A 3229-nucleotide genomic window follows, 5' to 3' on the forward strand; every position below is an offset into this window, starting at 1 on the left:
GCAGATAGGGGTTTTGCGAAATGAATCTTGACGATGACCTACTCTCACATGGGGAAACCCCACACTACCATCGGCGATGCATCGTTTCACTGCTGAGTTCGGGATGGGATCAGGTGGTTCCAATGCTCTATGGTCGTCAAGAAATTCTGTTGCCAGAATGTCCAGATGGACAGCCCAGCGAATCCGGATATGTGAATTTGTGGTTGCGAACTTTCGGTTCTTTCGTCTTCACCACCGCAATCTGCGCGAGCAAATTGCTTGGGTGTTATATGGTCAAGCCTCACGGGCAATTAGTATTGGTTAGCTCAACGCCTCACAGCGCTTACACACCCAACCTATCAACGTCGTAGTCTTCGACGGCCCTTTAGGGGATTCAAGATCCCAGTGAGATCTCATCTTGAGGCAAGTTTCCCGCTTAGATGCTTTCAGCGGTTATCTCTTCCGAACATAGCTACCCGGCAATGCCACTGGCGTGACAACCGGAACACCAGAGGTTCGTCCACTCCGGTCCTCTCGTACTAGGAGCAGCCCCTCTCAAATCTCAAACGTCCACGGCAGATAGGGACCGAACTGTCTCACGACGTTCTAAACCCAGCTCGCGTACCACTTTAAATGGCGAACAGCCATACCCTTGGGACCGGCTTCAGCCCCAGGATGTGATGAGCCGACATCGAGGTGCCAAACACCGCCGTCGATATGAACTCTTGGGCGGTATCAGCCTGTTATCCCCGGAGTACCTTTTATCCGTTGAGCGATGGCCCTTCCATACAGAACCACCGGATCACTAAGACCTACTTTCGTACCTGCTCGACGTGTTGGTCTCGCAGTCAAGCGCGCTTTTGCCTTTATACTCTACGACCGATTTCCGACCGGTCTGAGCGCACCTTCGTACTCCTCCGTTACTCTTTGGGAGGAGACCGCCCCAGTCAAACTACCCACCATACACTGTCCTCGATCCGGATCACGGACCTGAGTTAGAACCTCAAAGTTGCCAGGGTGGTATTTCAAGGATGGCTCCATGAGAACTGGCGTCCCCACTTCAAAGCCTCCCACCTATCCTACACAAGCAAATTCAAAGTCCAGTGCAAAGCTATAGTAAAGGTTCACGGGGTCTTTCCGTCTAGCCGCGGATACACTGCATCTTCACAGCGATTTCAATTTCACTGAGTCTCGGGTGGAGACAGCGCCGCCATCGTTACGCCATTCGTGCAGGTCGGAACTTACCCGACAAGGAATTTCGCTACCTTAGGACCGTTATAGTTACGGCCGCCGTTTACCGGGGCTTCGATCAAGAGCTTCGCTTGCGCTAACCCCATCAATTAACCTTCCGGCACCGGGCAGGCGTCACACCCTATACGTCCACTTTCGTGTTTGCAGAGTGCTGTGTTTTTAATAAACAGTCGCAGCGGCCTGGTATCTTCGACCGGCATGGGCTTACGGAGCAAGTCCTTCACCCTCGCCGGCGCACCTTCTCCCGAAGTTACGGTGCCATTTTGCCTAGTTCCTTCACCCGAGTTCTCTCAAGCGCCTTGGTATTCTCTACCTAACCACCTGTGTCGGTTTGGGGTACGGTTCCCAGTTATCTGAAGCTTAGGAGCTTTTCTTGGAAGCATGGTATCAACCACTTCGTCGCCTAGAGGCAACTCGTCATCAGCTCTCGGCCTTGAAATCCCGGATTTGCCTAAGATTTCAGCCTACCACCTTAAACCTGGACAACCAACGCCAGGCTGGCCTAACCTTCTCCGTCCCTCCATCGCAATAACTGGAAGTACAGGAATATTAACCTGTTTTCCATCGACTACGCTTTTCAGCCTCGCCTTAGGGACCGACTAACCCTGCGTCGATTAACGTTGCGCAGGAAACCTTGGTCTTTCGGCGTGCGAGTTTTTCACTCGCATTGTCGTTACTCATGTCAGCATTCGCACTTCTGATACCTCCAGCAAGCTTCTCAACTCACCTTCACAGGCTTACAGAACGCTCCTCTACCGCATCACCATAAGGTGATACCCGTAGCTTCGGTGCATGGTTTGAGCCCCGTTACATCTTCCGCGCAGGCCGACTCGACTAGTGAGCTATTACGCTTTCTTTAAAGGGTGGCTGCTTCTAAGCCAACCTCCTAGCTGTCTAAGCCTTCCCACATCGTTTCCCACTTAACCATGACTTTGGGACCTTAGCTGACGGTCTGGGTTGTTTCCCTTTTCACGACGGACGTTAGCACCCGCCGTGTGTCTCCCATGCTCGGCACTTCCAGGTATTCGGAGTTTGCATCGGTTTGGTAAGTCGGGATGACCCCCTAGCCGAAACAGTGCTCTACCCCCTGGAGTGATACATGAGGCGCTACCTAAATAGCTTTCGAGGAGAACCAGCTATCTCCGAGCTTGATTAGCCTTTCACTCCGATCCACAGGTCATCCGCTAACTTTTCAACGGTAGTCGGTTCGGTCCTCCAGTCAGTGTTACCTAACCTTCAACCTGCCCATGGATAGATCGCCCGGTTTCGGGTCTATACCCAGCGACTAAACGCCCTATTAAGACTCGCTTTCGCTACGCCTCCCCTATTCGGTTAAGCTCGCCACTGAATATAAGTCGCTGACCCATTATACAAAAGGTACGCAGTCACCTAACAAAGTAGGCTCCCACTGCTTGTACGCATACGGTTTCAGGTTCTATTTCACTCCCCTCTCCGGGGTTCTTTTCGCCTTTCCCTCACGGTACTGGTTCACTATCGGTCAGTCAGTAGTATTTAGCCTTGGAGGATGGTCCCCCCATATTCAGACAAAGTTTCTCGTGCTCCGTCCTACTCGATTTCATTGACAAGAGATTTTCGTGTACGGGGCTATCACCCACTATGGCCGCACTTTCCAGAGCGTTCCACTAATCTCAAACCAACTTAAGGGCTGGTCCCCGTTCGCTCGCCACTACTAAGGGAATCTCGGTTGATTTCTTTTCCTCAGGGTACTTAGATGTTTCAGTTCCCCTGGTTCGCCTCTTGCACCTATGTATTCAGTACAAGATACTCAGCTTGTGCTGAGTGGGTTCCCCCATTCAGAGATCTCTGGATCACAGTCTGTTTGCCGACTCCCCAAAGCTTATCGCAGGCTACCACGTCTTTCATCGCCTCTGACTGCCAAGGCATCCACCGTATGCGCTTCTTCACTTGACCATATAACCCCAAGCAATCTGGTTATACTGTGAAGACGACATTCGCCGAAAATTCGCATGTTGCGCTT

2 rRNA genes are annotated in these 3229 nt (G+C 51.8%); both read right to left on the reverse strand.

What is annotated here, in order from left to right:
* Positions 1-25 precede the first annotated feature (25 nt).
* Positions 26-141: ribosomal RNA gene (gene rrf / locus TZ03_RS16875) — 5S ribosomal RNA — on the reverse strand.
* Between the two features lie 128 nt (positions 142-269).
* Positions 270-3162: ribosomal RNA gene (locus TZ03_RS16880) — 23S ribosomal RNA — on the reverse strand.
* Between the last annotated feature and the right edge of the window lie 67 nt (positions 3163-3229).

The sequence above is a fragment of the Pseudomonas sp. 10-1B genome (genome assembly GCF_000935045.1).
Lineage (GTDB): Bacteria > Pseudomonadota > Gammaproteobacteria > Pseudomonadales > Pseudomonadaceae > Aquipseudomonas.